The organism is Nocardia sp. NPDC050630, from assembly GCF_044457245.1.
GTDB lineage: Bacteria > Actinomycetota > Actinomycetes > Mycobacteriales > Mycobacteriaceae > Nocardia.
The window spans coordinates 70,742-96,300 of sequence record NZ_JBITGN010000006.1; the positions used below are offsets into that span (position 1 = coordinate 70,742).

The 25,559-nt window shown below is 65.6% G+C and carries 28 protein-coding genes; 14 read left to right on the plus strand and 14 right to left on the minus strand.

The annotated features are described in order from the left end of the window. Positions 1-13 precede the first annotated feature (13 nt). From ACIBG0_RS17400 to ACIBG0_RS17420, 5 genes are all read right to left on the minus strand, one after another. Positions 14-2,389: an ATP-binding cassette domain-containing protein gene (locus ACIBG0_RS17400; protein ID WP_397034066.1), complete on the minus strand. Its 2,376-nt coding sequence runs from the start codon at positions 2,387-2,389 to the stop codon at positions 14-16. 190 nt (positions 2,390-2,579) lie between these two features. Then, on the minus strand, positions 2,580-2,990 hold the full coding sequence (locus tag ACIBG0_RS17405; protein ID WP_397033540.1) for a VOC family protein: 411 nt from the start codon (positions 2,988-2,990) through the stop codon (positions 2,580-2,582). Positions 2,991-3,010: 20 nt separating this feature from the next. Continuing rightward, entirely contained in the window at positions 3,011-3,445 is a 435-nt protein-coding gene (locus ACIBG0_RS17410; protein ID WP_397033542.1) for a helix-turn-helix transcriptional regulator, read from the minus strand. A gap of 38 nt (positions 3,446-3,483) precedes the next feature. Further along, positions 3,484-4,725: an Ig-like domain-containing protein gene (locus ACIBG0_RS17415; RefSeq protein WP_397033544.1), complete on the minus strand. Its 1,242-nt coding sequence runs from the start codon at positions 4,723-4,725 to the stop codon at positions 3,484-3,486. Between the two features lie 67 nt (positions 4,726-4,792). Next, the gene (locus tag ACIBG0_RS17420; RefSeq protein WP_397034068.1) at positions 4,793-5,884 is read right to left on the minus strand and encodes a UDP-N-acetylmuramate dehydrogenase; all 1,092 of its coding nucleotides are present in this window, start codon (positions 5,882-5,884) and stop codon (positions 4,793-4,795) included. 40 nt (positions 5,885-5,924) lie between these two features. Here ACIBG0_RS17420 and ACIBG0_RS17425 point away from each other — a divergent pair, with 40 nt between their 5' ends. From ACIBG0_RS17425 to ACIBG0_RS17435, 3 genes are all read left to right on the plus strand, one after another. Further along, complete coding sequence (locus tag ACIBG0_RS17425; protein ID WP_397033545.1) at positions 5,925-6,410, plus strand: DUF2505 domain-containing protein; 486 nt, start codon at positions 5,925-5,927, stop codon at positions 6,408-6,410. Positions 6,411-6,561: 151 nt separating this feature from the next. Continuing rightward, the gene (locus tag ACIBG0_RS17430; RefSeq protein WP_397033547.1) at positions 6,562-7,083 is read left to right on the plus strand and encodes a DUF2505 domain-containing protein; all 522 of its coding nucleotides are present in this window, start codon (positions 6,562-6,564) and stop codon (positions 7,081-7,083) included. Next, positions 7,053-7,856, plus strand: coding sequence for a class I SAM-dependent methyltransferase (locus ACIBG0_RS17435; RefSeq protein ID WP_397033548.1), 804 nt, complete (start codon positions 7,053-7,055; stop codon positions 7,854-7,856). Before ACIBG0_RS17430 ends, ACIBG0_RS17435 begins: the two co-directional genes overlap by 31 nt. A gap of 166 nt (positions 7,857-8,022) precedes the next feature. Here the strand turns inward: ACIBG0_RS17435 and ACIBG0_RS17440 are convergent, their stop codons facing one another. Together ACIBG0_RS17440 and ACIBG0_RS17445 are read right to left on the minus strand one after the other, a co-directional pair. After that, a complete protein-coding gene (locus ACIBG0_RS17440) occupies positions 8,023-9,498 on the minus strand; it encodes a hypothetical protein (protein ID WP_397033550.1) in 1,476 nt (491 codons plus the stop codon). Between the two features lie 94 nt (positions 9,499-9,592). Next, the gene (locus tag ACIBG0_RS17445) at positions 9,593-10,201 is read right to left on the minus strand and encodes a hypothetical protein (RefSeq protein WP_397033552.1); all 609 of its coding nucleotides are present in this window, start codon (positions 10,199-10,201) and stop codon (positions 9,593-9,595) included. Positions 10,202-10,300: 99 nt separating this feature from the next. Between ACIBG0_RS17445 and ACIBG0_RS17450 the strand changes: the two genes are divergently transcribed. Next, on the plus strand, positions 10,301-11,038 hold the full coding sequence (locus ACIBG0_RS17450; RefSeq protein ID WP_397033553.1) for a DUF2993 domain-containing protein: 738 nt from the start codon (positions 10,301-10,303) through the stop codon (positions 11,036-11,038). Positions 11,039-11,136: 98 nt separating this feature from the next. Here the strand turns inward: ACIBG0_RS17450 and deoC are convergent, their stop codons facing one another. Continuing rightward, on the minus strand, positions 11,137-11,763 hold the full coding sequence (deoC, locus tag ACIBG0_RS17455; protein ID WP_397034070.1) for a deoxyribose-phosphate aldolase: 627 nt from the start codon (positions 11,761-11,763) through the stop codon (positions 11,137-11,139). A gap of 201 nt (positions 11,764-11,964) precedes the next feature. Here deoC and ACIBG0_RS17460 point away from each other — a divergent pair, with 201 nt between their 5' ends. After that, positions 11,965-12,513: a GNAT family N-acetyltransferase gene (locus ACIBG0_RS17460; RefSeq protein ID WP_397033554.1), complete on the plus strand. Its 549-nt coding sequence runs from the start codon at positions 11,965-11,967 to the stop codon at positions 12,511-12,513. A gap of 44 nt (positions 12,514-12,557) precedes the next feature. On the opposite strand, the gene ACIBG0_RS17465 is transcribed toward ACIBG0_RS17460, so the two are convergent. Continuing rightward, positions 12,558-12,833 carry a hypothetical protein gene (locus tag ACIBG0_RS17465; protein WP_397033556.1) on the minus strand — a complete coding sequence of 92 codons (276 nt, stop codon included), beginning with the start codon at positions 12,831-12,833 and terminating at the stop codon, positions 12,558-12,560. 92 nt (positions 12,834-12,925) lie between these two features. Here ACIBG0_RS17465 and purU point away from each other — a divergent pair, with 92 nt between their 5' ends. Beyond that, positions 12,926-13,816 carry a formyltetrahydrofolate deformylase gene (purU, locus tag ACIBG0_RS17470; RefSeq protein ID WP_397033558.1) on the plus strand — a complete coding sequence of 297 codons (891 nt, stop codon included), beginning with the start codon at positions 12,926-12,928 and terminating at the stop codon, positions 13,814-13,816. Positions 13,817-13,820: 4 nt separating this feature from the next. Here purU and ACIBG0_RS17475 read toward each other — a convergent pair whose 3' ends face one another. Continuing rightward, positions 13,821-14,855, minus strand: a complete 1,035-nt coding sequence (locus ACIBG0_RS17475) for an alpha/beta fold hydrolase (RefSeq protein WP_397033560.1) — start codon at positions 14,853-14,855, stop codon at positions 13,821-13,823. A 476-nt stretch (positions 14,856-15,331) separates the two neighbouring features. On the opposite strand from ACIBG0_RS17475, the gene ACIBG0_RS17480 reads away from it, so the two are divergent. Beyond that, entirely contained in the window at positions 15,332-15,484 is a 153-nt protein-coding gene (locus ACIBG0_RS17480) for a hypothetical protein (protein ID WP_397033562.1), read from the plus strand. Here ACIBG0_RS17480 and ACIBG0_RS17485 read toward each other — a convergent pair. The 4 genes from ACIBG0_RS17485 to ACIBG0_RS17500 all read right to left on the minus strand — a co-directional run bounded on the left by ACIBG0_RS17485 (position 15,463) and on the right by ACIBG0_RS17500 (position 18,488). After that, positions 15,463-15,759: a DUF2516 family protein gene (locus ACIBG0_RS17485; RefSeq protein WP_396958282.1), complete on the minus strand. Its 297-nt coding sequence runs from the start codon at positions 15,757-15,759 to the stop codon at positions 15,463-15,465. The two genes, ACIBG0_RS17480 and ACIBG0_RS17485, sit on opposite strands and share 22 nt — an antisense overlap. A 73-nt stretch (positions 15,760-15,832) precedes the next feature. After that, positions 15,833-16,486: a heparin-binding hemagglutinin gene (locus ACIBG0_RS17490; RefSeq protein WP_397033563.1), complete on the minus strand. Its 654-nt coding sequence runs from the start codon at positions 16,484-16,486 to the stop codon at positions 15,833-15,835. Beyond that, a complete protein-coding gene (locus tag ACIBG0_RS17495; protein ID WP_397033565.1) occupies positions 16,483-16,983 on the minus strand; it encodes a helix-turn-helix domain-containing protein in 501 nt (166 codons plus the stop codon). The genes ACIBG0_RS17490 and ACIBG0_RS17495 overlap by 4 nt, the downstream gene beginning before the upstream one ends. Before the next feature lie 104 nt (positions 16,984-17,087). After that, positions 17,088-18,488: a DUF445 domain-containing protein gene (locus ACIBG0_RS17500; protein ID WP_397033566.1), complete on the minus strand. Its 1,401-nt coding sequence runs from the start codon at positions 18,486-18,488 to the stop codon at positions 17,088-17,090. A gap of 234 nt (positions 18,489-18,722) precedes the next feature. Here ACIBG0_RS17500 and ACIBG0_RS17505 point away from each other — a divergent pair, with 234 nt between their 5' ends. The 7 genes from ACIBG0_RS17505 to ACIBG0_RS17535 all read left to right on the plus strand — a co-directional run bounded on the left by ACIBG0_RS17505 (position 18,723) and on the right by ACIBG0_RS17535 (position 25,155). After that, the gene (locus tag ACIBG0_RS17505) at positions 18,723-19,403 is read left to right on the plus strand and encodes a TetR/AcrR family transcriptional regulator (protein WP_397034071.1); all 681 of its coding nucleotides are present in this window, start codon (positions 18,723-18,725) and stop codon (positions 19,401-19,403) included. A gap of 258 nt (positions 19,404-19,661) precedes the next feature. Further along, positions 19,662-21,101 carry an ABC1 kinase family protein gene (locus ACIBG0_RS17510; protein ID WP_397033568.1) on the plus strand — a complete coding sequence of 480 codons (1,440 nt, stop codon included), beginning with the start codon at positions 19,662-19,664 and terminating at the stop codon, positions 21,099-21,101. A gap of 30 nt (positions 21,102-21,131) precedes the next feature. After that, positions 21,132-22,382 carry a saccharopine dehydrogenase family protein gene (locus tag ACIBG0_RS17515; protein WP_397033570.1) on the plus strand — a complete coding sequence of 417 codons (1,251 nt, stop codon included), beginning with the start codon at positions 21,132-21,134 and terminating at the stop codon, positions 22,380-22,382. A gap of 182 nt (positions 22,383-22,564) precedes the next feature. Further along, positions 22,565-23,248, plus strand: a complete 684-nt coding sequence (locus ACIBG0_RS17520) for a class I SAM-dependent methyltransferase (protein WP_397033572.1) — start codon at positions 22,565-22,567, stop codon at positions 23,246-23,248. A 132-nt stretch (positions 23,249-23,380) separates the two neighbouring features. Beyond that, the gene (locus ACIBG0_RS17525) at positions 23,381-23,800 is read left to right on the plus strand and encodes a hypothetical protein (protein WP_397033573.1); all 420 of its coding nucleotides are present in this window, start codon (positions 23,381-23,383) and stop codon (positions 23,798-23,800) included. A gap of 3 nt (positions 23,801-23,803) precedes the next feature. Continuing rightward, positions 23,804-24,463 carry a hypothetical protein gene (locus tag ACIBG0_RS17530; RefSeq protein ID WP_397033575.1) on the plus strand — a complete coding sequence of 220 codons (660 nt, stop codon included), beginning with the start codon at positions 23,804-23,806 and terminating at the stop codon, positions 24,461-24,463. Beyond that, positions 24,460-25,155, plus strand: a complete 696-nt coding sequence (locus ACIBG0_RS17535; RefSeq protein WP_397033577.1) for an ESX secretion-associated protein EspG — start codon at positions 24,460-24,462, stop codon at positions 25,153-25,155. The genes ACIBG0_RS17530 and ACIBG0_RS17535 overlap by 4 nt, the downstream gene beginning before the upstream one ends. Positions 25,156-25,559: the final 404 nt, after the last annotated feature.

Consider the following 25,559-nt stretch of genomic DNA (forward strand, 5'->3'; position numbering starts at 1 on the left):
GGGCGATTTTCGTTTATGCGCCGACGTATGCCGCCAGATGTTCGCCGGTCAGGGTGGCGCGCTCGGCGACCAGGTCGGCGGGCGTGCCCTCGAAGACGATCTTGCCGCCGTCGTGGCCCGCGCCGGGGCCGAGGTCGATGATCCAGTCGGCATGTGCCATGACCGCCTGGTGGTGCTCGATGACGATCACCGACTTACCGGAATCGACCAGCCGGTCGAGCAGGCCGAGCAGTTGTTCGACATCGGCGAGGTGCAGCCCGGTCGTCGGCTCGTCGAGGACGTAGACGCCGCCCTTCTCCGCCATATGGGTGGCCAGCTTGAGCCGCTGCCGCTCACCGCCGGACAGCGTGGTGAGCGGCTGGCCCAGGGTGAGGTAGCCGAGCCCGACATCGGCGAGCCGGTCGAGAATCTTCTCCGCGGCCGGTGTGCGCGCCGGGCCGTCGCTGAAGAACTCCTGCGCCTCGGTCACCGACATCGCGAGCACCTCGCTGATATCGCGGCCACCGAGGTGGTACTCGAGCACCGCGGCCTGGAACCGCTTGCCCTCGCACTCCTCACAGGTGGTCGCGACACCGGCCATGACCGCCAGATCGGTGTAGATGACGCCCGCGCCGTTGCAATTGGGGCATGCGCCCTCGGAGTTGGCACTGAAAAGCGCTGGTTTGACGCCGTTTTCCTTTGCGAATGCCTTGCGGATCGGGTCGAGCAGACCGGTGTAGGTCGCGGGGTTGCTCCGCCGCGAACCGCGGATCTGGCCCTGATCGACCGACACCACATCGGCGCCAGCCGGAATGGAACCGTGCACAAGTGAGCTCTTACCCGAGCCAGCGACACCGGTGATGACGGCGAGCACGCCGAGCGGAATGTCTACATCGACATCACGCAGATTGTTCGTCGATGCCCCACGAATCTCCAACGCGCCGTTGGGCTTGCGCACCGTCTCCTTCAGCGCGGCCCGGTCGTCGAAGTGGCGGCCGGTAATGGTGCCGCTGTCGCGCAGCCCATCGACGCTGCCCTCGAAGCAGACGGTGCCACCGCCGGTACCCGCACCGGGACCCAGGTCGACGATGTGGTCGGCGATGACGATCGTCTCCGGTTTGTGCTCGACCACGAGCACCGTATTGCCCTTATCCCGCAGCCGCAGCAGCAGTTCGTTCATCCGCTGGATGTCATGCGGATGCAGACCCGCGGTGGGCTCGTCGAATACGTAGGTGACGTCGGTGAGCGAGGAGCCGAGGTGGCGGATCATCTTGACCCGTTGCGCCTCACCACCGGACAGCGTGCCCGCGGGCCGTTCCAGCGAGAGGTAGCCGAGCCCGATCTCCACGAACGAGTCGAGGGTGTGCCGCAGCGAGGTCAGCAGTGGTGCCACCGACGGTTCCCGCAGCCCGCTGACCCATTCGGCCAGATCGCTGATCTGCATAGCGCAGGCGTCGGCGATGCTGATCCCCTTGATCTTCGACGATCGCGCCAGCTCACTGAGCCGGGTGCCATCGCATTCAGGGCAGGTCTGGAAGGTGACCGCCCGCTCCACGAACGCACGGATATGCGGCTGCAGCGCGTCGACGTCCTTGGACAACATCGACTTGCGGATCCGCGGGATCAGGCCCTCGTAGGTCAGGTTGATGCCATCGACTTTGATCTTGGTCGGCTCCTTGTAGAGCAGATCGTTGAGTTCGCGCTTGTTGTACTTCTCGAGCGGCTTGTCGGGATCGAAGAAGCCGCAGCCGGTGAAGATGCGACCGAACCAGCCGTCCATGCTGTAGCCGGGGATGGTGAGCGCGCCCTCGTTCAGCGATTTGGTGTCGTCGTAGAGCTGGGTCAGGTCGATGTCGTTGACCGAACCACGGCCCTCACAGCGCGGACACATGCCGCCGGTGATGCTGAAGCTGCGACGCTCCTTGACCGTCTTCCCGGCGCGCTCGATCGCGACCGCACCCGCGCCGCTGATCGAGGCGACATTGAACGAGAACGCCTGCGGCGAGCCGATATGCGGCTTGCCGAGTCGGCTGAACAGAATGCGCAGCATGGCATTGGCATCAGTGGCGGTGCCGACGGTGGAGCGCGGGTCGACGCCCATGCGCTGCTGGTCGACGATGATCGCGGTGGTCAGCCCGTCGAGCACGTCGACCTCGGGCCGCGCCAGGGTGGGCATGAAGCCCTGCACGAAGCTACTGTAGGTCTCGTTGATCAGCCGCTGTGACTCGGCGGCGATGGTATCGAATACCAGCGAACTCTTGCCCGAGCCTGATACACCGGTGAACACCGTCAGCCGGCGCTTCGGGATCTCGATGCTGATGTCTTTGAGATTGTTCACGCGTGCGCCGAGCACGCGGATCAGATCGTGGCTGTCGGCAGCGTGGGGTTGCGTGTCCGTCTTCTTGGCCATGCCGATCGGTTTCTCCATCTGGTTGCGCGGGCCGCCTGCGCGGTCTCCGTCGGAGTCCACTGGCTCGATCTAATCAGCTTCGAGCAGTGCGTTTCGGTTCTTCTACGGCGGGAGTCGTGGCAAGTGGCTTGCCGTTGGCTCGACGCCGGTGACCCGCGGTAGTCACCGGTGTCGAGCGCAGCGATCGCTCTCAGCTCAACTGCTGGATACGGACCATATTTCCGGCGGGATCGCGGAAGGCGCAGTCGCGGACCCCGTATGGCTGGTCGGTCGGCTCCTGGACAACCTCGGCATTGGTGGCTTGCACCTTCTCGAAGGTAGCGTCGACATCTTTGGTAGCCAACAGGATGCTGGCATAGGTGCCCTTGGCCATCATCTCGGCGATGGTGCGGCGCTCCTCATCGGTGATGCCCGGATCGGCGGCCGGTGGGTGCAGGACAATGGATGTGCCGGGCTGGTCGACCGGGCCGACGGTGAGCCAGCGCATTCCGTTGAATCCGACGTCTTTGCGCAGCTCGAAGCCGAGGGCGTCGCGGTAGAAGGTCAGGGCGGCCTCCGGGTCGTCCTGTGGAAGGAAACTCGCTTGAATGGTGATGTCCATGGCTTTCACGCTAATTGCTGCTAGGTGACCCGCGCTTCTCGATTCCTGATCGGTCTGGTCACCCGTTTGACGACCAGCGTCGGCAGGTCCACCGTGGCGTGTTCGGCCTGCTCGCGGTAGGCGCTGGGCGGCATCCCGACCAGCTCGGTGAACCGCGTGCTGAAGGTCCCCAGCGACTGGCAGCCGACCGCGAAACAGACCTCGGTCACGCTGAGATCGCCGCGCCGCAACAGCGACATCGCGCGCTCGATGCGCCGCGTCATCAGGTAGGAGTACGGCGACTCGCCGTAGGCGAGCTTGAACTGGCGGCTCAGGTGACCGGCCGATATGTGCTCGTCGCGAGCCAGCCGCTCGACGTCGAGCGGCTGGTCGTATTCCCGGTCGATCCGGTCACGGATGCGACGCAGACGCGCGAGCTCGCGTAGGTGGTCCTCCGTGGCTGGTTTGCTGGTCACCTGACCGATCGTCGCATGTCGCGCTGGGTTTGCCTAGCTCAGCGCCCACCGGCCGGCAGCGGCGGCACGGGTGTCGCCGATACCGGATTCTTGGGCTCGCCCTGCAATGCCGACAGCCCCGTCCAGGTATTCCAATCGATGGTCCAGTCGTAGAGATCGCCGTCGGCGGCCGACAGCGCGATCGATGTGCCGGTTACCTCGACCGGATCGCCGTAGAGGGCGGTCGGGAAGAAGGCCTGCGCATCGGTCGGCGACAGGTTGATGCAGCCGTTGGTGACATTCGAAGAGCCCTGTGCCGAAAGGGATTCCGGGTTGGCGTGAATGAATTCGCCATTATTCGAGATGCGTACGGCCCAGCGTTCGCGAACGTTGGTGTAGAACGGCGGATTCGACATCATGAAGTCTTCGTACTTCTCGGTGACGACGTGCACACCGGAACGGGTGACGTTGCGCGGTTCATTGCCCTGGCCATAGCTGACCGCGAAGTCCAAGACGACCTGTCCGTCGCGAACGACCTGCATACGATGGCTCGGTGCGTTGGCCTTGACGATCTGGCTGCGGCCGATGCGGAAATCCGAAGTCAGATCGGAATATCCGTAGTTTCCGCCGCCGAGATCCAGACCGTAGAGCTTCGCGGCGACGTGCACAGTGGTGCCGGGTGCCCAATACTCCTTCGGCCGCCAATGCACCCGCGAGCCGCCGTTGTCGTCCGGGAACCAGGCCCAAGCGCCCTCGGTCGGCGGATTGGTGGTGACGGTGAGCGCCTTCTCCACCGCGGCCTTGTTCTGCACAGATCCCTTGAACTGCAAGATGATCGGCGCGGCGATGCCGACCTCCTGGTTATCGGCGATATTGAGCGTCGCGGGGAAGGAGTTCTTCGGCGCCAGGGTGGTGAAGGTGCCCTCGATCGGGACCGGCTTGTGGTCGGGGCCGACCGCGGTGCCGGACCAGGTGTATTTGGCGTCGTAGCCGAGCGGTTCGGTGGTCCGGTAGCTGTGCTTGTCCGCGGCGAGTTCACCGGCGACCTGCTTGCCGTTGGCATTGGTCAGCGCGATCTGATCGATGGTGCCGTCGGTGACGGTGACCGAGATCGGTGCGGTCGGATTGACGTTCTTGGCGTCGGCGGCAGGTGCCAGCGTGACCTTCGCGACGGGGGCGTTGTCTTCGGCGGAGTCACTCTTACCGCCTTTGTCGGACGTGCATCCGGCCACCAGCGCGACTACCACTAGCAGCACAGCGGAAACGGCGGCGGCCGGTCTGAGAACTGGACGATGGCTCACTTCATCGAATTTACGCGGGGAAAACCGGTCAACCGCCCAGCGAAGAGTGTGGTGTCCGTTTCACCGTTTAAAGAGCCACTCCGATGGGTACCGGCTCCGGTTCCAGCCGGATGCCGAATCGCTCGGCGACACCGTCGCGGACCGTGCGTGCCAGTGCGACCAGATCGGCGGCGCTCGCGCTACCGCGGTTGGTCAAGGCCAGCGTATGTTTCGTGGACAGCCGGGCCGGGGCGTGCGGGCCCGGAAATCCCTTGGCGAAACCCGCCCGCTCGATGAGCCAGCCCGCCGAGAATTTCACCCCGTCGGGCGCCGGATAGGTCGGGATCGTGACGTCGCCCACATGGGCGATGATCGCAGCCTTCACTTCCTCGACACGATGGTTCGCAACGACCGGATTGGTGAAAAACGAGCCCGCACTCCAGGTGTCGTTATCCGCCGGATCGAGCACCATGCCCTTGCCCGCACGCAACTTCAGCACCGCCGCCCGGACCTGATCGGCGGGACGGGAGTCACCGTTGCCCGCGCCGAGTGCGGTCGCGAGTTCGCCGTAGCGCAGCGGTGCGCTCGAACCGTCGGGATTGAGGTCGAAGTCCACCTCGAGCACCACGGCGGTATCGCGATGCTTGAGTGCGCTGGTGCGGTAGCCGAAGCCGAGTTCGGCCGGCTCGACCCAGCGGATCTCACCGCTCGCGCGATCCAGCAGGCGCACCCGGCGCAGCAGGCTCTCGACCTCCACGCCGTACGCGCCGACGTTCTGTACCGGCGTCGCACCGGCGGATCCGGGGATGCCGGAAAGGCATTCCAGCCCGCCGAGACCGGCCTCGATCGTGGCCGCGACCACCGCGTCCCAGTTCGCACCTGCCTCGGCAGCCACACTGTCCGCGCCGATCTCGACCGTCTCGTTGCGCACCAGGACCACGACACCATCGAAGCCGTCGTCGCCGATGAGCAGGTTCGATCCGCCCGCGAGCAGCAGTAGTGGAATGCCCGCGGCATCCAGCGTCCGCACCGTCGCGACCAGCGCTTCGGTCGTCGCGCACTCCGCGACCGTGGCCGGACCGCCGACCCGCAATGTGGTCAGCTCGGCCAGCCGGACCGATTCGCGCAGCCGCGCACCGCTATCGACCAGCAGTTCGCGCAGCTGGTCCGCCGACACCACCCGTGAAGTTCGCACGCCCCAGACGGTAGCCTGTTCGACCATGGCTACACCCCTGGCGTATACGGCTCGCTACTCGTCTCCGGTTGCCGCCGTACGCGCGGCCTTCGCCGATGAGCAGTATTGGAAGGACCGCGTCGCCGAGGTGGGTGGCGATAATGCCCGGCTGGATTCGGTCACCGTCGACGGCGACCAGGTCAAGGTGGAGATGGTGCAGGTCATCGCCGCTGAGCTGCTGCCGCCCGCGATCACCGCGGTGCGACCAGGCGATCTGCTCATCCCGCGCACCGAGAGTTGGACCGGCGATTCGGCCACCTTCACCGCGCGGGTCGAGGGTGCGCCCGCCGAGGTCCACGGAACCATCGAGCTCACGGCCGATGGCTCCGGTTCGGTGGCACAGACGAAGGGCAGCATCGAGGTAAAGATTCCGCTGTTCGGCGGGAAGATCGAGGCCGCGATAGCCGAACGGTTGACCGAATTGCTGGCGAACGAGGAAGAGTTCACCAACAGCTGGGTCGGCAAGCACTAGGCTGATCGGAACTGTTCATGCCGACCATGCACCGCTGGCCGTCTCGCGACGATGTGCGGATTCCGCGTGGCGTGGGCGTGGAGTTGTGGCGGATCCCCAGACCCACCGCCGAGCGATGCGGCAGCGATCGGTCCCGGTAACGTAACCCCTCATGGCTCGCCGACTGGACTATTCAGCCCGCTTTCCGCTGCACACCACCAAGGAACTGTACGCGGCGTTGTCGACCCGGGAGTACTGGGAAGACCGGTGCGCGGAGATGTCGAAATTAGCGCCCGGTAACGAAGTCGTCAGCCTCGAGGTCAACGACTCCGGTATCGATATCGTGCTCAACCACATCCTGCCGCGCGACATGCTACCGGAGATCGCGCAGACGGTTATGCGCAAGGACATGGTCATCACCCGCAAGGAGAGCTGGGGGCCGTTCGACGAGAACGAGTCCGTCGGCAAGTTCTCGGCCTCCATTCCGGCCGGGCCGGGCAGCCTCGGCGGCACCATTCGGCTGTTCCCCACCGATACCGGCTGCACCATGCGATTCTCCTCCGAGGCCAAGGTGTTCATCCCGATGGTCGGCCCGCGACTCGAACAGCTGATGCTGGTCAACCTGGTCGACCTGTTCCGCGGCGAGGCCGAGCAGACCGTGAAGTGGCTGGAAGAGCAAAACCCGACCCGCTGAGGCCGGTCGGCACCATCACCAGGGGCACCACCGGTGTCAACCGATTGCGACGCAGCGACCGCTGGCTGATCCACGACGAGTTGGTCGCCGGGCGCCTAGGTGACGCGGCCGATCCGCTGGTCGTCGATCTCGGCTATGGGGCGAGTCCGTGGACCACGCTGGAGTTGGCGGCCCGGCTGCGCACCGTCCGCGCGGACGTGCGGGTGGTCGGGCTCGAGATCGATCCGGAACGGGTGGTACCCGGCCGCGACGGCGTCACCTTCGCGCGCGGCGGCTTCGAATTGGCCGGACTGCGGCCGGTGCTGGTGCGGGCGTTCAACGTGCTGCGGCAATATCCCGAGTCGGCCGTGCCCGATGCTTGGGCCACCATTCTGTCCAGGATGGACCCAGCTGGTTTACTCATCGACGGCACATGTGACGAGCTGGGCAGACGTTGCGCGTGGGTGTTGTTGGATCGATCCGGACCGCGCTCACTCACCCTGGCATGGGACCCGTTCACGGTCGACCGTCCATCCGACCTCGCCGAGCGCCTGCCGAAGGTATTGATCCACCGCAACATCCCCGGCGAACCGATCCACGCCCTGCTGACGGCCGCCGATCGCGCATGGTCCCGCGCCGCGCCGCTCGCCCCCTTCGGCCCCCGAGCGCGCTGGCGAGCAGCCGCCGACCACCTCCGCCAAGAGGGTCTCCCAATCCACACCTACCGCCGCCGCATGCGCGACTGCGTGCTCTCGGTCCCCTGGACCACCGTCGCCCCCAACCCAAGGCCTTAGATCAAGATCAGGTGGCACCGGTGGCGGGGCTTTTCGAGCGATGCCGCCATAGTTGCCACCTGATCTTGAAATCGGGTTTATGGCACGCGCCGGCTGTTGGTTTGGGCTGCGGGCGGGACCGACCATCGGGGGCGGTGGCTCGGGGGGCTGTGTCGCGCTCAGGGTGTCAGGGGCGGGCGAGTAGGGCTTGGAGGTGGCCGGTGAGGGCTGCGAGGGGGAGGATCGAGGTTGGTTCGAAGGGGTGACGCCAGAGGCCGCCGTGGGCGGCACCGGCGACGAAGATGCCCTCGGGGTTCGGGTCGGGTTCGGGTGGGGCGAAGAGGTCGGCGATGAGCTTGGCTGCCAAGAGGGTTCGGGCGGTGTCGGGGGCGAAGACTTCGATGCCGAAGTGGCGGGCGCCGCGGTAGGAGGCGGCGAGGGAGCGTTGGGCGCGTAGGGCTTTCGTCGTGGCCGGTGGTGCGACGACGCATGAGACCGTGCGGCCCGCGGTGTGCGCGAGGACCGTACGCCAGCGCAGCAGGCGTTGGGCCAGTGCGTGGTTCGGGCCCTGGGCTGGGAGCAGTGCGTCGGCGACGCTCCAGGTCGCGCCGAGGTGATCGGGATTCGTGGTGCGGTAGTTGGGCCGGTACAGCGCCGATGCGGTGAGCATGCGCAACAGGTGCGGGCCGACGCCGCGCTCACGCAGGCGGGCGTGGGCGTCCGCGATGACGTCCTCTGGGACGGCATAGCAGTCGGTCGGCGAGCCGAGATATGCGACGGCCGCGTCGTCGCGGTGCTCGAGCAGATCCTCGACGAGGACATCCAGCGCGGCGGCAAGCCGAACTCCTTGTGGTCCGGGAGCATTCGCGTACAGGCCGAATACCGGACGGGCGTCGTGGTCGAACTGTGCGCGAATCCAGTGCACCAATGCCGGGAACTGCCTGGTGATATCCGCGCCGTACTCGGCCGTGACGGGATAGCGCAACCGACCCGCTCCCGCCCTCGCGATATCCGAAATCTCTTGCCATCGATGCGGTCCGGGTAGGTCGATCGCGAGAACATCAGCGCCCCAACGCAATAGCGGCCGCAGCGGACCGAGTTCGGCCGCCGCACCGGTCACGATTACCCGAAAACCGGGAAGCGACAACCACTCCGGATGATCGATCACCCGCTCCACCGCTGCGGCGAAAGCGGGCTCGATTATGCCGCGGCGACGCCAGTCCGTCAGCTGCTGCCCCAGCGCCTCCTCGGCCAATAGTTCTCCCCGGAACGGGATTTCGAGTCGAGGTGCCGGTTTCGCAGTACCGTCGATCCGGCCGGTTCGGAGTTCATCGGGTGTGGCGATCGCATCGATGTCGACGCTGTGCAGTGGTGCGGTCGTGTGCCCGGTCACGAAACGCAGCAGCTGGCGTGCGGCCCGCAAACCGTCGGTCGCGATCCCCACCGACACCGCTGGCGAGCTCGCGGCCAGCGCGGTCAGGCCACGGAAGATGCCACGGTAGCCGCAGTGCCAGTCCCGGCAGGTTTCGACCTGTTGCGCGAGGTCGGCGTCATATCTGCGGACCGCGTCGGCGACCACGGCGGTGGCGAACATATCGCCGATGCGCTCGGGCGCTCCGGACGGAAAGACGAGATCCCACGTGCCCTGACCTACCGTCCCCATGGTCAGTCACCCTGCCATGATTGCGCGCTGGGCAAAACTGGAGGTCGAGCGAATTGATAGCCGAATCGGATCATTCGCGACTTCACCGCGCCGATCACGCGGCGGTGAGGGCCCGGCGCACCCGGGCCGCCGCACGCGGGGGTAGTCGCACACTCGCGGAACGGATTTCGTCGCTCTCGCAGCGATGGATGGCCACCGCATCGCCGACCACCTCATCCAATGCGGATTGCCCGATATCGGCCTCGGCCAGATCGAGCACCGTGCGCACCGGCGTGGTCACCAGGAATGCGCCCGCCGATTCCAGATCGGCCGGAATCAGCGGGCGACGCAGCACTACCAGTCGCGGGGTGACCGGCGGCCGTCCCGAACCCACCGACATATGCAGGAATCGCGGCCGCAGTCGACCGAGTCCGTGCAATTCCGCAGCACTCTGATGCGATACCGCGGCCGCCCCGTCGAACCAGGCCGCCCACATGGCGTATTCGTCGAGTGGACCGGTGGGCCAATCGGCCAACCGCAACAGTCCGACCCCGGCTCGTGTCACCGAGCCGTCGCTGAGACCGGCGCGAACCTGGGTCTCACATCCGGCGCGCAGTACCTGTCTGGTGGTGAAGAACCCGGCATGGCGCCCGGCCAATCGCCGCAGTACACGCCACCCGTGCTCGGCGGAATCGAGTGCGCGGCCCGCCGCATCGCCAGCCATGTCGACCAGGCTACGCTCGAACTCTGTGTCAGATGTCACAATCGAACCCCTCACCGCGCCCACAGAGCAAGCACAGAAAGGTCGGGAAGAATCGAGCGCATGAGCCAGCCCAGCGAGATCAACGCAGCTACGAAGCGCCCATCACCCCGGGTCAACCGGCGGGCACTCGTGATCGCCCTCGTCGTGGTCACGATTCTGCTCGCTACCGTGCTGGTCGGTGGGGAGGCATACGCGCGGCACCAGGTTTCCCGGTGCATCAGTTCCCAATTCGAGAAGGATATGGGTTCGAAGATCGATGTGAGCTTCGGAGCCAAGCCGATGCTGATCACCTGGATCGACGGGAAGGTCGATCAGGTGAAGGTGAACAGCGACGATTCCAAATTCGGTCCGGCTGTCGGCATGGTGGTGCACGCCAAGTTCAACGATGTCGAGGTCAGCAATAACAGCGGCAGCACCATCGGCAGTTCCTCGGCCGATGTCACCTGGGGCAACGACGGTATCCGGGAGACGCTCGGCGGCCTGGTCAGCGGCGTGTCGTCCGCATCATCGACCGGGATGCTGACCCTGGATGTGCTCGGCGGACTCGCGCAGTTGCAGGTGAAGCCGGTGATCAAGGACGGCACCGTGCAGATCGAGACGAAGTCGGCGGCGCTGCTCGGCATGGGGATACCGACCGACGTGGTGTCGGGCATCGTCGAAGTGTTCACACAGAGTCTGCAGAGTTATCCGCTCGGTCTGAAGGCCACCGACGTCAAGGTCACCGATAACGGTGTGGTGGTGAAGTTGGCTGGTGGGCGGACCGAACTGCCTGCGCAGAACGGCGACGTCAGCTGCTGAGGCGGCACTGGCGCGACACTCGTTGTATCGGGTGGGCGCGTTATGCCGGAAGCGGAATCGGCCCGCACGCTCGGCATGCTCCGACGACGGGCTCGGCATCAAGCGGGGAATCCCTCCAGCACGGCACGGGATTTCGAGAGTCCGAGACGGGTCGCGCCAGCGGCGATCAGTTCGGCGGCGGCCTCGCAGGTGCGGATGCCACCGCTGGCCTTGACACCGAGGCGTCCGCCGACAGTCTCGGCCATCAGCTGGACCGCGTGCACGCTGGCACCACCGGCGGGGTGAAATCCGGTGGAGGTCTTCACGAAATCGGCGCCGGCACGTTCGGCGGCGCGGCAGACCTCGACGATCGCGGCATCGGACAGCGCCGCCGATTCGATGATCACCTTGAGCACCGCACGATCCTCTATCGCCTCACGCACCGTCACGATATCGGACAGCACCGCGCCGTAATCGCCTGCGCGCGCGGCTCCGACATCGATCACCATGTCGACCTCGGCCGCACCCTGCTCGACCGCGAGCCGCGCCTCGGCGCCCTTGACGAGCGAATGATGCTTCCCAGAAGGGAATCCGGCGACCGTCGCGACCACCACTCCGGATGCCCGAATCGGCAGCATGGACGGCGATACGCAGATCGCGTACACGCCGAGTTCGCGTGCTTCCGCGACCAACGCGTCCACCTGTGCGGCCGTCGCTTCCGGCGCCAGTAGCGTGTGATCGATCATGGCGGCCACTTCGGCCCTGGTCAGCGACGCGGAATTTGCCACAAGGTGAGAGTCTGGCACACCGGTGGCGAATTCCGTTGCGTGCCTCGGACACATCGCGCACACTCGATACTGTCGGTGGAGCTAGACAGCGTTTGCGACTGCACGGCCGAGGTGTTGCGCAGTCGCGGATGGCCCAATCGTTCAGGAGGAGACGACACCGTGCTGATCCGTCGTGAACGCGCCGACGATGCCGCCGCGATCGCGGCCGTCCACCGCAGCGCCTTCGGATCGCAGTACGCGAACGCCGATAGCGACAGGGAGACGGCCCAACTCGCCGATGATCCACCCGAGGTCGACCTCGTCACCCGGTTGCGCAGCGACTCCGGTTGGATCCCAACCCTGTCGATGGTCGCGGTGGAACACGACACCGTCATCGGGCATGTCTGCCTCACTCGGGCGGGTGTCGGCCCGTTCCCGGTGCTCGCCCTCGGTCCGATCGGCGTCCTGGCCGAACATCAAGGCAATGGCGTCGGTGCGGCCATGATGCACGCCGCCCTCGGCGCCGCCGACGCTCTCGATGAGCCCCTGATAGGCCTGCTCGGCCACCTCGACTACTACCCCCAGTTCGGCTTCCTCCCCGCCGCCCGCCTCGGCATAACGCCGGATGAACCGGCCTGGGTCTCCCACTTCCAGGTTCGCAGGTTGTCGGCGTATGACTCGCAGATCACTGGTGAATTCCGTTATGCGGAGCCGTTTTACGAGTTGTAGGCCTCGCTCCCGGGGGGCTTCAGCGAGGTCGGGGTTGCGGCGGGTCAGGAGTGGTGGAGCATGGTGTAGACGTAGGAGCGTTCGTGTTTGCGGGAGACCCAGGCGCCTTCTGGAGGCAGGTTGCCTTGGCCGGGGTCGTCGAAGGGGCGGCTCACGACTTCGCCGGAGTCGGTGCAGATGGACCAGCCGAAGTCCGGGAGGCGGCGGCACCAGAGATCGTGGTCGATTCGCTTGTACGACGGGTAGCCGTAGGCCCAGCCCTCGCGCACGAATTCGTACGTCAGCCCGTCGAGCTGTCGTATGAACTTCACCCGCGTCACATCCCTATTGTCGGCTTCCGCACAACACTTGCTCAACACCTGGGGCCGCAGGTGGTGCGAATAGCACATAGTCGACCTGGGAGGATGAGCCCATGAGTTCCGCTCCACCTGTCTCGGACGACCGACGCTTCGTGCTCACCCTCGGGTGCCCGGACCGTCCCGGCATCATTGCCAGGATCACCTCCTTCATCGCCGAGTTCGGGGGGTCCATTGTGGAGGCGGGGTACCACTCCGATCCGGATATCGGCTGGTTCTTCACTCGTCAGGCGATCAAGTCCTCGACGGTGCCGTTCGGCATCGCGGAACTGCGCGACCGGTTCGCAGGCGTCGCGGCTGACTTCGGCACGGAGACAGAGTGGCAGCTGCTCGACTCCGGTGAGCGTCGCCGCGCTGTACTACTGGTCAGCAAGGACGGCCACTGCTTGCATGATCTGCTCGGCCGTGCCGCGAGCGGTGAACTGCCCGCCACTATCGAAGCCGTGATCGGCAATCACCCGGACCTCGCGGGCATGACCGAGGCGCACGGCGTGAAGTTCCACCACGTGCCCTTCCCGAAGGATCCGGCCGAACGCGGCCCGGCCTTCGAGGAGGTCCGCGCGCTGGTCGATGCCCACGACCCGCACGCCGTCGTCCTGGCCCGCTTCATGCAGGTACTGCCCGCCGAGCTGTGCGAACACTGGGCAGGCAAGGCGATCAATATCCACCACAGTTTCCTGCCCTCGTTCGTCGGCGCCCGCCCGTACCACCAAGCCTTCGCCCGCGGCGTCAAACTGATCGGTGCGACCTGCCACTACGTCACCGCCGAGCTCGACGCGGGTCCCATCATCGAACAAGACGTGATCCGCATCGACCACGCCGACGAGGTCCGCGATATGGTCCGCCAGGGCCGCGATATCGAACGCGTAGTCCTGGCCCGCGGCCTGCGCTGGCACCTCGAGGGCCGTGTCCTGGTCCACGGCCGCCGAACCGTGGTCTTCTCCTAGGGACTTACCCGACAGCTTTGGCGGGCTGACGCACCGAATCGAGGATCGAAGCCAGTTCCTCGTTGAACCGCTCGTACATCTCGGTGTTTCCCAAATGTCCCTGCGGGAGCACCTCGTACTTGACCAGACTCCCGGTCTCCCTGAGCATTTCGGCGATTCGCTCGGCGTGCACCGGCGGGGTCATATCGTCGAATTCGCCGGCCAGGATTGTGGTCGGTACGACGAGATTGCGGGCCGATTCGCCGAGATCCAGTTCGGCGAGCAGGATTCCGAATTTCCCACGGACGCGAGCAGGGCAGGAGCGCACGACCGCGAGGCTGTAATCGACAACATCGCCGGTGGAGCGCAAGCTCATGATCTGCCGGGTGAAAGCCCACTTCACCGGGGCGATCGGCGGGAAGACGAGCGCGGCGCCCAGACCGAGGCGGCCGAGTGCGTACGGCAGCGCGATTCGCCAATTCAGCAATGGGAGTGGCGCATTGAGTAGCGGAAGGACGGTCGTCTCGGCGATCAGTTGCCCCGCCGCGGTATTGGTCAACAGCACTGCGCACGCCTGCTTCGCGACTCGGTCCGGATAGCGTCCGGCCCATGCCTGCAGGGTCATGCCCCCGAGGCTGTGGCCGACCACAACCGCCCGCTGGCGCGGGCGAAGTGTGGCATCGAGCACAGTGGCCAGATCGTCGGCGAGCAGATCGGCGGTCAACGGGCTGGAGCCGAGTTCGCTCTCGCCGTGACCGCGCACGTCGTAGACGACAACGCGGTACCGATCGGCGAATTCGTTGATCTGCGCATTCCAATATTCGATGGCGCAGGTCCAGCCGTGTACCAGCACAATCGTCTGCGCATCGGCCGGTCCGTAGACGTGTACGCGCAAACGCGCGCCATCCCGAGTGACCACCGGAACGACCTCATACGGCCCGGCCGGCGGATTGAACGCCGCGGTCGCATAGGTACGCGACCGCAGGTTGGCGCGGTGTGTGTGAAGCAACCCCCGGACCCGCCCAGGGAAGCCCACCAGTGCAGGCGGCATTGCACGCATCGGACACTCCTTTGTGTTACTCCCCGATACACTAATCGCAAACCACCGTGCTTGCTAGTGCAAGCACCCCAGAAGTTGTCCGAAATTCTCCCCACTCTCCCTTGTGACCGATCACAATCCGGGACCATCCGCCCGCTCGAGGACGAAGCTGGTCCAGCCCGCGCCCGCGCGTTGCCCGCCCTAAGTAGACCCGCCGCGGCAAGTTAGAAGAGCGCACGCACACTGCGCGCGCTCGATACACACCATCGGATGCCGAACTGGGTGGGGCCGCTTCAGGCGCGCACTATGCGCACACCGGTCGCGCTGACGACTCGAGCGGGCTGACAACACTGAGCGCCCAACTGACGGCCAAGGACACAACTGCGACCAATCCGAAACGCGCTGATCTCAGCCGCTTTCGGCTACGCAGCAATCACCAAACCCCAGGTCGCATCGCGAACCTGATCCACCCCACGAACAATCCGGGGCACAACCCGGTGCGAGTCGATCTCGACCCCAGCACCGGTGAACCGCTGCTGCTCGTGCAACTTCCGACCACCAAAACCGACTCCACCGGCATCGCCGAACAGCGCGTCGCACTGCCCCGCGGTCACCGCCCGCACACCGACTACCAGCGCGGCCCGCGCTGAACCTCGTCCACCTTCGGCCGCACATCGGCCAGGTATACGCCGGTCGCGATAATCGACACCAGCGCAAGCAAACTCGTGACGCTCAGTGAGAGCAAAAGGAACAGCAGCGCCGCACCGAGGATCGCGATCCAGATCGGTTTGGTCAGCTTGTCCACTGCGGTGAAGGCGTCGGGGCGCTGACGGATGGCGTGGATGAGCGCGAAAATCGTCGCGCCGAGCGCCAAGAGCCGCAGCCCGTACAAGATCCAGCTGGCCAATCCGTGCGCTGTGTCCACCAGCCCATCATAGAAGCAACGACCCCGCACACGTCGCGTGTGCGGGGTCGTCAGCGTGGGGAAGGTGCAGGCGTCAGGCCTTCTTGGGGGCTGCCTTCTTCGCCGGAGCCTTCTTGGCGGCGGGCGCCTTCTTGGCCGGAGCCTTCTTGGGGGCGGCGCCGTTGGTGGCGGGCGCGGTCTCGGTCGTCACATCGACGACCTCGGCCTCGACGACCGGCTCGACATCGGCCGCGAGCTCTTCTTCCTTCGCCGGACGACCGATCAGCTCATTGACCTTGGTGAGGGCGTCCTCGGCGCGGCTGGCCGCATCCTTGTACAGCGTCTCGACGCGCTCGATCTGATCCTCGACCAGGTGGTTGGCGCGCAGCCGCTCGACGGTCTCCTCACCGCGCACGGCCAGATCCGCGTACAGGTCGAGCACCTGGGTGTAGTACTTCTCGGCGAGCGCCTTGAGCTCCTCCGCGGTGAACTTCTCGCGCAGTTCGGCGAGGTCCTCCGGCAGCTCCGAAGGCAGTCCGGACAGCCGCTCGCGCAGCGTCTCGAACTGGGCCCGGACATCGGCGGGCACGTTGGCGAACCGCTCGCGGGCCTCGTCGACGCGACCGCTGACATCGGCGCTGGCGGCGCGCTCACGCACCTGACTGACGGCGTCGACAACCGCGGCGTACACGGCGTCACCGGCACCGACGGTTGCGAACAGTGGCTTGATGGTTGCGTTTTCGGTCATTCTTCGTTCTCCTGGCGTGACGGAGTTGGTGGTGTGCTCGGAACGTCGCTGTCCCACTCGTTCCCCCCTGGTTCGCTTCCTCCGTTTTCCCGGCGAAACGATTCATAGATTTCCAGCAGCACCTGCTTCTGCCGCTCGCTGATCGACGTATCGGCAAGCAGGGCATCCCGGACCGGACTGTGCGGCCGTTGCTCGAGATAGCCAGCCCGTACGTACAACACCTCCGAAGAGACCCGCAGTGCCTTGGCGATCTGCGCGAGCACTTCGGCGGACGGATTGCGCAATCCGCGCTCGATCTGGCTGAGGTATGGATTGCTCACTCCCGCCAGGGTGGCGAGCTGACGCAACGAGACTTGCGCGGCTTCTCGCTGTGCCCTGATGAAACCTCCGATGTCGTGTGCCGCGTTGGCCACACGCGCCGCCTTTTCGCCGACGCCGCTGGATCTCTCCTGCGACTCGTCGGTGTACTCGGCGGAACCTTCGGGCTGGTCTGCCATCACTCACCTTCTGGCGGTTGTACGTTTCCGATTCTAAAGCAGGGTGCTAGCTATTGCAAGCACGCTGTAAGCACTCTCCCAGCAAACATTCAGCGGCGTTGCGGTCAGCCACCGAACATCAATTGCGAAATCGTGTAGATCACCAGCCCTGCCAGCGATCCGACGACCGTGCCGTTGATGCGAATGAATTGCAGATCACGCCCAACCTGCAATTCGATCTTCTTGCTAGCTTCCTCGGCATCCCACCTGGCAACCGTATCCGTGACCAGAGTGGTGATCTCCCCCGCATAGTTTTCCACCAGATACCGCGCGCCGCGATCGATCCAATCGTCGACTTTGGCACGCATCTCGGCATCGTCACGCAGCCGCTCCCCGAGCTGCTGCACATTCTCGGCGACCTTGCGCCGCAGCGTGGAGTTCGGATCGTCGGCCGATTCCAGGATCAATCGCTTGGCCGCGCGCCAAGTCGCCTCGGCCATGCCGGTGATCTCTTCGCGGCCCATGATCTGCGCTTTGATCCGCTCCGCCTTTTTGATCATGGCGTCGTCGTGCTGGAGGTCGAATGCGAATTCCTCGAGGAACCGATTCGCCGCGAGCCGCACCTCGTGTTCCGGATTCGAGCGCACCTTCCAGGTGAACTCGACGAGTTCCCGATAGATCCTTTCTGAAAGCAGAATGTTTACGAATTTCGGAGCCCACTGCGGCGCGTCTCGCAAAACGATCCGATCGATCGTTTCCTGCGAACCGAGCGCCCACTGATGCGCGCGCTCGGCAAGCATGTCGAGCAGCGGCAACTGCCGATTGTCGGCAAGCAGTTCGGCAAGCACCCGACCGATCGGCGGACCCCACAGCGGTTCCGCGATCCGCTTGACGATGGTGTTGTCGATCACCTGCTCGACATCCTCGTCCCGCAGCACCCCGACCACCGCGCGCAGAATGGTCGAACTCTCCTGCGCCACCCGGCCCGCATGTCCGGGATCGGCCATCCAGCGCCCAACCCGCCAGGAAACCTGCGCCGAATTCACCTTCGCCGAGACCACATCCGGAGCAAGGAAATTCGAACCGACGAACGCACCGAGACTGGCACCGAGCTGATCCTTCTTCCGCCTGATGATCGCGGTATGCGGGATCGGCAGGCCGAGTGGATGGCGGAAAAGCGCGGTCACGGCGAACCAGTCGGCGAGTGCGCCGACCATGCCCGCCTCGGACGCTGCCCGCAGGTAACCGACCCAATCATCGCCCGCCCCGCGCGATTCCACCCAGCGGCAGAACAGATAGATCACCGTCGCGAACGCCAACAATCCGGTGGCCAGCGCCTTCATCTTGAACAGATCGCGGCGCTTGCCCGCCTCGTCGACGAAGGCCGCGAAACTCGTCGGTGCCGCGGGCACATCCAGCACCGTCGCATCGGATCGGCGGCGTTCGCGGGGCCCTTCGTGGTTACGCTCCGCTACCGCCTCCTGGCCCGTCGCTCGCGCCGCCGTGTTGCCGGGAGCTTTCTCCATGACACCCATTCTGCTGTGTGTTACCGACCGACCCCTCGGGGCGATCTCGAGCGACACGCAACCGACGCCGAATGGCCGATTATGTGCAACCTGTCGCAACCGACACCCAAACGCGCATGTGGGTCGTTGCCTGGACCTAAGCTGGTGGTCCACGAACCCATACAAACGAGGGAGCTCACGCTGTCCACCGATGACCTTGTCGATGTCGGCGAGCTTGCCGAACGACCGGCGGCGGTGCGCACCGGCCGGACGGACGGCCGCAAGCGCCGATGGCGGCAGCACAAGATCGACCGCCGCGAAGAGCTGGTCGATGGCACCCTCGCGGCTATTCGCACGCGCGGCAGCAATGCGGGCATGGACGAGATCGCCGCGGAGATCGGCGTCTCCAAAACCGTGCTCTACCGTTACTTCTCGGATAAGAACGACCTGGTCCACGCGACCATGCAGCGATTCATCGAGACCACCCTGATGCCGCGGGTATACGAGGCGATCAGCCTCGACGCGGACGAGTACCACCTAGTCCGTTCGGCCCTGGCCGCCTACGTCGGCACGGTCGACGAGGACCCGGAGGTCTACCGGTTCATCATGGGCAACGGCTCGACCGATCAGTCCTCGCTTGCCGAATTCGAGAAGCTCTTCGCCGAAGTCGTCACCACGGTCATCATCGATCGCGGCGCCGAGCACGGCTTCGAAACCGAGGGTGCGCTGCTGTGGTCATACGTACTGGTCGGCGGCATCCAGTTGGCGACGCACTGGTGGACCACCGATAAGGCGATGGGGCGCGAGGAAGTCATCGACTATCTGACCATGATGGCATGGAGCGCCATCGAGGGCATGGCCCGCGCGGGCGGCTCCCGGGAGATCTTCAACGCCCAGCCGCACATCCTGCCCACCCCTCCGCAGGCTGGCGCCTGAGCGCTAGCTCGTGAGCGCCGAGGCGATCAATCGCCCGACTTCACGCGCTAACAGGCCGCTAGCTGGGCCGCTAGCTGAAATAGTGACGGCGGTCTCGACATTGCCGCGAGGTTGGCTACTCTGAAGCCCAGCGGTACGCGGGTGTCCCACGTCACCACGCTCCGCCGGATGGCGGTCTGCGCGGGTCACTACGGGGTTACGCAAGCTACCGCCTGCGCGCCCGGCGCGCCGACCGCTGGCACCAATGGAGGTACCTCGATGGCGAAGCAAGTGCCGACTTCTCGGCTTGCTCGTGGCACCAAGCTGGGTGCGGTGGCAGCCAGTTCGGTAATCCGAACCCAGCGCACACGCCTATCGATGCGGGGCAGATCCGAGGCAGTACGGGCGAAGATGGCCGAGGAGTCCATGATCCGCACTACCGAGCAGGTGGTCACGGTCCTCGGGACCATGAAGGGCGTGGCCATGAAGCTCGGCCAGATGATGTCGGTGCTCGATTTGGATCTGGTGCCCGAGAGCCATCGCGAACGCTTCCAGAAACGACTCGCCGTGCTGCGCAATGCCGCGCCGACGGTGTCGTTCGAATCGATGCGACAGGTGATCGAGGAGGACTTCGGGCAGCGCCTGGACGCGGTATTCGCCGAATTCCAGCCGGAGCCCATTGCGGCGGCCTCGATCGGGCAGGTGTACCTGGGGCGGCTGCACGACGGACGTCAGGTCGCGGTGAAGGTGCAGTACCCGGGCATCGATGCGGCGGTCCGCGCCGATCTCAAGAATCTGGCCATGTTCCGGCGTGTACTGCAATCAGCGATGCCGTGGGTGACACCCGCCGTACTCGATGAGTTGCGGCTGAATATGGAGAGCGAACTCGACTATCACGCCGAGGCCGATACTCAACTCCAGATCGCCGAACTCTACGCCGGACATCCGTTCATCATGGTGCCGCGCTCACTGCCCGAACTCAGCACCACGCGGGTGCTGGTCAGTGAATATGTGGCGGGCAAGGGATTCGAGGAGATCCGTCGGCTGCCCGCGGCCGAACGCAATCGGATGGGCGAGATCATCTATCGCTTCTATATCGGTTCGCTGTTCAGCTTCAACGAATTCTGCGGTGACCCACATCCGGGAAATGTGTTGCTGGCCGACGACGGTCGGGTCGGCTTCCTCGATTTCGGCCTGTTCAATCGGATGGATGCCGAACATGTGCGGTTCGAGACGATCTGTCTGCGCGCGGCGGCCGAGGATCGGGCAGAAGACCTGCGACAGTTGATGATCGAGCGCGGCGTGATCGATTCGCCGGATGAGATCGGTGCCGAAGAATGCCTGGAGTATGTGCTCTCGGCCTCGGAGTGGTGTCTGATCGACGAGGAACTGACCATTACCCCGGAGCTGGCCAGTGGTGCGTTTCTGCTCGCGGTAGATCCGCGGGCCAGTGAATTCGCCGGGATGAAGCAACAGAATCTGCCGCCGGAGCACCTGTTCTCCCGGCGCGCCGACTTCCTCACCTTCGGCATGCTCGGCCAGCTCGAATGCACCGCGAACTGGCACAAGATCGCCCGCGAATGGCTCTACGACGAGGAGCCGGTCACCGATTTGGGTAAGGCGCATCGGGAGTGGTTGATCGAGCGCAAGCCGACCCCGACCAAGAAACCGCGGGCTCGGGCGAAGAAACCGAGCACGCCTGGCTCCGGCACCAAATAGTCCATCACCGCAGCTATCGAACGGAAGACCATGGCAGACAATCGAGAATTCGACCTAGTGCTGTTCGGCGCAACGGGTTTCGTCGGCAAGCTCACGGCGGAATACCTGCTCGGCGCGGCGCCGACCGAGGCGCGCATCGCATTGGCGGGTCGCTCGCTCGACAAATTGACCACGGTCCGTGCCGAACTCGGCCCGGCCGCCGCGAATTGGGGTCTGGTGGTCGCCGACTCGACCGACCAGGCCGCGCTCGACGAACTGGCCGCACGCACCACTGTCGTGGTGACCACGGTCGGCCCGTACCTGCGCTACGGCCTGCCGCTGGTCGCCGCGTGCGCCAAGGCCGGGACCCACTACGCCGACCTCACCGGTGAACCGCTGTTCATCCGGGACGCGATCGACCAGTATCACGAGCAGGCTGTGCAGACCGGCGCGAAGATCGTGAATTCCTGTGGCTACGACTCGATTCCGTCGGATCTGAGCGTGTACCAGCTCTACCAGCGCACGGTCGCGGACAATACCGGCGAGCTCGAGGACACCACGCTGATCGCATCGCTGAAGGGCGGAGTGAGCGGCGGGACCATCGACTCGGGGCGGGCCATGATGGAGGCCATCGCGGCCGATCCGGCCAAGGGTTCGGTGATGAGCCACCCGTACTCACTCAGCCCGGATAAGTCGATGGAACCCGATGTCGGCCGTCAGACCGATCAGGCGCTGCAGCGGGCCAGCAGCATCGACCCCAGCCTGGACGGGTGGGTCGGCACCTTCGTGATGGCCGCGCACAACACCAAGATCGTGCGTCGCACCAATGGCCTACTCGGCTGGGTCTACGGCAAGAATTTCCACTACCGCGAGGTGATGAACGCGGGTAAGTCGGCAACGGCACCGCTGGTGGCCGCCGGTATGGCGGGCGGCATCGTGGCGACGATGGCCGCTGGTGCGCTGCTGTCGCGAGTCTCTGTGGGGCGCAAGCTGCTCGACCGGATCGTGCCCAAGCCCGGCACCGGACCGAGCGAACAGGCACGCACCAGTGGCTGGTTCACCATGAAGACCTACGCGCGCACGTCTTCGGGCGCGAAATACGTGGCGACCTTCTCCGGCACCGGCGATCCCGGCTACCAGGCCACCGCCGTCATGCTCGGACAGGCCGGACTGTGCCTGGCATTCGACGGTGCGAAGCAGCCCGAATTGGCGGGCATCCTCACCCCCGCGTCCGCGATGGGCGATGCGCTCACCGACCGGTTGCGCGCCGCCGGCATGACCATCGAGGTCGAGCGCACATAGCGACCACACGGCGGCGTCCATCCGGCCGTCGCCCCACCTACCTTCCGCACGCACGCCGCAGACCTTCTGCAGTCCTCGCACATCGACTCTCCGCGCGACACACCGCATCAGGAACACGAAGCTCTGCGAGACCTAGTGCTCGACGTGGTCGGAACTCCGCAATGATGAGGAGCGCGAATGAGTTGGCCAGTTGGAAGAGTCGGGCGGGGTCACGTGGTAGCGAGGGCGGTGTGGTGAACCTCGCTCGACGCACGATGAACGCCCCCGCGCTCGCTGCGATCTACGAAAAGGCCTGGCGGCCCGCATTGTTCTATCTGGCCAGTGGTCGCACCACTTCCGCCGACCGCCGCGACGCCGTCACCACATTGCGACTCGGCGGATCCAAGAAGGTGCTCGATATCGCTTGCGGCCCGGGCAACTTCACTCGCTATTTGAGTAATGCCCTCGACGGCGACGGCTATGCCATCGGTCTCGACTACTCCGAACCGATGCTGGCCCGAGCCGTCAGCGATAACGCGGGCCCGCGCGTCGGCTATCTTCGCGGCGACGCGCGCACCCTGCCCTTCGCCGTGGGCACCTTCGACGCCGTCTGCTGCTTCGGTGCGCTCTACCTGATTCCGGACCCGATCGCGGCGACCCGCGAAATGATCCGCGTCCTCGCCCCTGGTGGCCGCATCGCCATCACCACGAGTCACCGTGCCGACAATCCGTTCGGCCACGCGAGCAGGGTCGTCGGCGGGTGGAGCGGTCTGCGCGTATTCGACGACGAAACCTTCCCGAAGCTGTTCGCCGAAGCGGGTCTGGTAGATATAGATCAACAGGTCCATCGCCTCCTGCAATACGTCAGCGCCACCCGTCCGCTCTAGGTCCCACACTGTCGTGCGCCACATCACATCGGCGCGGCGTGGTGGACGAGCACAAGCGGCTTACACCGGTGGGAGCCGAACGGTAAAGTTCCCGCAAGCGGTGGGTGGACCGAACGTGAGGGGGCGACCCAGATGGCGGTACCGGATACCGGTCAGCGGATGGCCAGACAGTTGTATGCGGCCGCCACCGGAACCGGCGGCGGCGAACCCTTCGAATTGGCCGAGGATGTCGCCGAAAACCTGGCCGCCGCCTGCGACAAGCTCGTCGATGATCTGCAAAAGGCCACGGCCACCGAACATCTCGTCACCGAGGTTACCGGATTCCCCAACCTGCCGACGGGCCACAGCCTGGCAAAAGGCTTCGGCGACAAGGGCACTCAATTCCTCGACACCGTCACCGCATTCCAGGAAACCGCCCTGCTGTACAAGGCCGCCTATCTGGCCGCGGGTAAACGTTTCGAGGATGCCGAGGCCGCCAACCGCGCCGCGCTACAGTTGATCACCAACTACCTGGAGTCGCCGCGCGACGAACAGGCCGACGGAAACCGCTGAGCCATGGCCGATTCCGTGACCAGGGCAGCCGCGGATGCCATCCGGGTCCAGCAGCGTGCCGTCGCCGCCTCCGCCGGATCGGCAAGCGGCGGAACCGATCCCCCGTACGCACCTGAGCGCGAATTGTTCGGCGCCTACACGCACCAGGAGATCTGGGATCTGGTGCACGAGGTCATCGATCCAGCCGCCCTCGGCCGGGTCGCCGATGCCTGGCGCGCCAATGCCATCGCGGTCGCCGAGGCATTCCAGGCCTTTTCCGATGCCACCAATCGCGAATTCGCGCACTGGTCAGGTCGTTCCGCCGATGCCGCACTGCGCGCCACCCGCGAATTCGTCCGTGCTGGTACCGAGGCGCAGGATATCTGTCGCGCGGTACAGCGCCTGATGGAGCTCAATTCCGATGCGGCACAGGCCATCCGAGCGGCAATTCCGCCGCCGCCGCAGTATCGTGCTCTGGAAGATCCGGCCGCCGAGGCGATCCACGGCGGACAACGCAGGATGGACCACGATATGGCCGCTGCTACGGCGCAGGCCGATGTCCAGGACACGATGACCTATGTCTACGCCCCGATCATGCCCGCATCCGGCGACCGTGTCCCCCGATTCACCCCACCGCCCGATGGACCACAGATCGCGCGGGCCGATGCCGGGGGCGCACGGTGAAATGGGTATTCACCCCGGACGAATTCACGCATGTCTGGGAGAACGAAACGAGTCTGGACCGCCGCCCGTACCCGGTCAATCTGGCGCCCGCCGCCACCGTCCGCACCGAATCCGATTACGCGGCACTGCGACTACCCCAGCGCTTCGCCCGCCAGGCCGATGCCGATCTGGCCGCGGCGCTCATGCTGTGCGCACGCACCGACGCCACTACCATCACCGTCTCCGGTGAGTCGGGGGCCAAGCGGATCCTTGTTTTCGCCGCGGTGGTGCACAACCACGCGGGCATTCTGATCGCCGACATCGACAAGGTGACGGTGCGCATGTCCCATGCCCGCAACCTCGGCAACATTCTGGTCGACATCATCGGCTCGACCCAGCCGGGCAAACTGGCGCCCATGCGGGAGCCGCAGGACGCGGTGCTGAATTCCGACGAAGGCGACAGCGCGACCAACGGCCATCGCCGTGCGGCTCGATTCCGCCAGACCCTACGAAAACCGGTGGACGGTCGCGGCTTCATCACCGTAACCGTGGAACCGGAAAACCCGATGTCGCCGCCCACCCGCCACCGCAGCTGGCTCGATTTCACCGGCGACGGACGCTATTTGCTCACCACCTCGCACGAACTGACCCTGACCCCGGTCACCGACGAGGAATTCGCCGACCAGCTGCTCCGCCTAGCCCAGATCCGCTGACCCGCCGCCAGGCAGTGGCAGTCGCAGCATCCGCGCCCCCAACAGAGCGAGCCCTACGAGCGAGGAATTCGCGGCCCCGTCTCGCGTTCGAGCCGTCGAAGCGCATGCGGGCGCGAGTCTCGCCCTTCCCGCATGCGTGCATCAGGTGCTGCCGAACGCCCCGCCATCACCGACCACCACAGAGCGAGTCTTACGAGCGAGGAGTTCACGGCCCGTCTCGCGTCCGAGCCGTCGAAACGCATACGCCCGAAGGCGCGGCACTTGACCTTCCGGGACGCGCGCACCAGGTGCCGAACGCCCCACCATCCCCAACCACCACGGAGCGAGTCTTACGAGCGACCGTTCGCGGCCCGTCTCGCGTCCGAGCCGTCGAAGCGCATGCGCCGCAGGCGCGAGTCTCGACG

Coding starts and splice junctions, on each gene's coding strand:
- deoC (WP_397034070.1), bottom strand. CDS start 11,763: ATGATCGATCACACGCTACTGGCGCCGGAAGCGACGGCCGCACAGGTG.
- ACIBG0_RS17490 (WP_397033563.1), bottom strand. CDS start 16,486: ATGACCGAAAACGCAACCATCAAGCCACTGTTCGCAACCGTCGGTGCC.
- ACIBG0_RS17430 (WP_397033547.1), top strand. CDS start 6,562: ATGGCTCGCCGACTGGACTATTCAGCCCGCTTTCCGCTGCACACCACC.
- ACIBG0_RS17405 (WP_397033540.1), bottom strand. CDS start 2,990: ATGGACATCACCATTCAAGCGAGTTTCCTTCCACAGGACGACCCGGAG.
- ACIBG0_RS17475 (WP_397033560.1), bottom strand. CDS start 14,855: ATGCGTGCAATGCCGCCTGCACTGGTGGGCTTCCCTGGGCGGGTCCGG.
- ACIBG0_RS17445 (WP_397033552.1), bottom strand. CDS start 10,201: ATGGCTGGCGATGCGGCGGGCCGCGCACTCGATTCCGCCGAGCACGGG.
- ACIBG0_RS17400 (WP_397034066.1), bottom strand. CDS start 2,389: ATGGCCAAGAAGACGGACACGCAACCCCACGCTGCCGACAGCCACGAT.
- ACIBG0_RS17495 (WP_397033565.1), bottom strand. CDS start 16,983: ATGGCAGACCAGCCCGAAGGTTCCGCCGAGTACACCGACGAGTCGCAG.
- ACIBG0_RS17515 (WP_397033570.1), top strand. CDS start 21,132: ATGGCAGACAATCGAGAATTCGACCTAGTGCTGTTCGGCGCAACGGGT.
- ACIBG0_RS17425 (WP_397033545.1), top strand. CDS start 5,925: ATGGCTACACCCCTGGCGTATACGGCTCGCTACTCGTCTCCGGTTGCC.
- ACIBG0_RS17500 (WP_397033566.1), bottom strand. CDS start 18,488: ATGGAGAAAGCTCCCGGCAACACGGCGGCGCGAGCGACGGGCCAGGAG.
- ACIBG0_RS17510 (WP_397033568.1), top strand. CDS start 19,662: ATGGCGAAGCAAGTGCCGACTTCTCGGCTTGCTCGTGGCACCAAGCTG.
- ACIBG0_RS17440 (WP_397033550.1), bottom strand. CDS start 9,498: ATGGGGACGGTAGGTCAGGGCACGTGGGATCTCGTCTTTCCGTCCGGA.
- purU (WP_397033558.1), top strand. CDS start 12,926: ATGAGTTCCGCTCCACCTGTCTCGGACGACCGACGCTTCGTGCTCACC.
- ACIBG0_RS17450 (WP_397033553.1), top strand. CDS start 10,301: ATGAGCCAGCCCAGCGAGATCAACGCAGCTACGAAGCGCCCATCACCC.
- ACIBG0_RS17530 (WP_397033575.1), top strand. CDS start 23,804: ATGGCCGATTCCGTGACCAGGGCAGCCGCGGATGCCATCCGGGTCCAG.
- ACIBG0_RS17525 (WP_397033573.1), top strand. CDS start 23,381: ATGGCGGTACCGGATACCGGTCAGCGGATGGCCAGACAGTTGTATGCG.